This is a genomic window from Luteolibacter pohnpeiensis, assembly GCF_016595435.1.
In the GTDB taxonomy this organism is placed as follows: Bacteria; Verrucomicrobiota; Verrucomicrobiia; order Verrucomicrobiales; family Akkermansiaceae; genus Luteolibacter; species Luteolibacter pohnpeiensis.
The window spans coordinates 1-1067 of record NZ_JAENIJ010000131.1 but is presented as its reverse complement, the minus strand read 5'-3'; the positions used below and the strand labels follow the sequence as shown (position 1 = coordinate 1067).

Genomic DNA, 1067 nt, shown 5'->3' with positions numbered 1-1067 from the left:
GACAGGATGATGCGCGGCACCGTTTGGAGAACCTGATCCATCACCAGCGAGCCGCCGATGATTTCCAGACCTTCGCGGGTGAACCGGGTTGGCTGGCCGTCCACCAATTGACCGGTTGGCCAGCTTCGGATGGCTGCGTTTTTTAATAGAAACGCATAACCATCGGTCGACTGGATATGCAGATCAGCCCCGTTGCGGGGAACCAGCGTGCTCGCCTTGAGTCGTCGGCTGAATGCTGCAACAACAGAGTCATGGATGACGCAACGTTCGAACTTGAGTTGATTGCGCTCGTTCCCCATCGGTAGCGCACGGATGCCCGCCGCTTTGGTATATGGAACTTCATCGACGGTCTGACCGCCGTTGATTTCAATCCCGCCCCACAAGGGATCGCCCACGGAAACCAATCGCGTTGGCGCTCCGTAGGCGTCCCACGTGAGTTGCAGGAACGAATCGTATAACTCTTCCGCCACCGGTTAGAGATTGGTGATTTTTCCGGCGTTTAGGGTGTTGTTCAGCACGGTGGCAATCAGCGCGTGCGGATTGAGGTTTTCACCAAACTGGAATGCCTCGATGGTCAACTGCACCAGCTCGTCCGCTTCATCGATGATGGTTTCACCGTGCAACGCCTGGCGATGCAGCCAGCCGACGACTGGCTCGACTTTGGTATTGGTGACATAAGCGCCGGTGGTTGGATCGACGCTGGCCGCGTTGAGCAACAGCTCGAAGTCGAGCTTGCCGAATTCCTGCACGTTGAAGGCGTGGGTGAAATCGTCGCCGCCCAGTGGAATGCGGGTGCGCACGCCATAAGTTCCGGTGCCGGTCCCAGGAGCACGACGCGATACGAAGTTGCTGGGCGGGCGCGGTTCCCATTGTTCACAGCTCGGCAGCTTGAGCCATTCCGCCTTGGTGGTGGCGAAAATGGGCACCGCGCTCTCGGTGACGACAGTGCCATCGATGGTCGAGCCAAGACGGGCAAACCAGAGGTGACTTCCTAATACGAGGTCTTTCATGATGATAAATGAAGGGGTGAGTTGTTAGAGATCAGTCGCCAGTGATGACGTTGAGGA

General features: G+C 57.4%; 2 protein-coding genes. Both read right to left on the bottom strand.

Annotated elements, in window-relative coordinates; all coding sequences use genetic code 11:
* On the bottom strand, positions 1 to 470 hold a 470-nt coding region (locus JIN85_RS20560), incomplete at its 3' end, for a hypothetical protein (protein ID WP_200274381.1).
* A gap of 3 nt (positions 471 to 473) precedes the next feature.
* Positions 474 to 1010 (bottom strand): hypothetical protein, encoded by a 537-nt coding sequence (locus JIN85_RS20555; RefSeq protein ID WP_200274379.1) that lies wholly within the window; start codon positions 1008 to 1010, stop codon positions 474 to 476.
* Positions 1011 to 1067 lie beyond the last annotated feature (57 nt).

Excerpts from the sequence above, each read along its gene's own strand:
- JIN85_RS20555 (WP_200274379.1), bottom strand. The coding sequence starts at position 1,010 with ATGAAAGACCTCGTATTAGGAAGTCACCTCTGGTTTGCCCGTCTTGGC.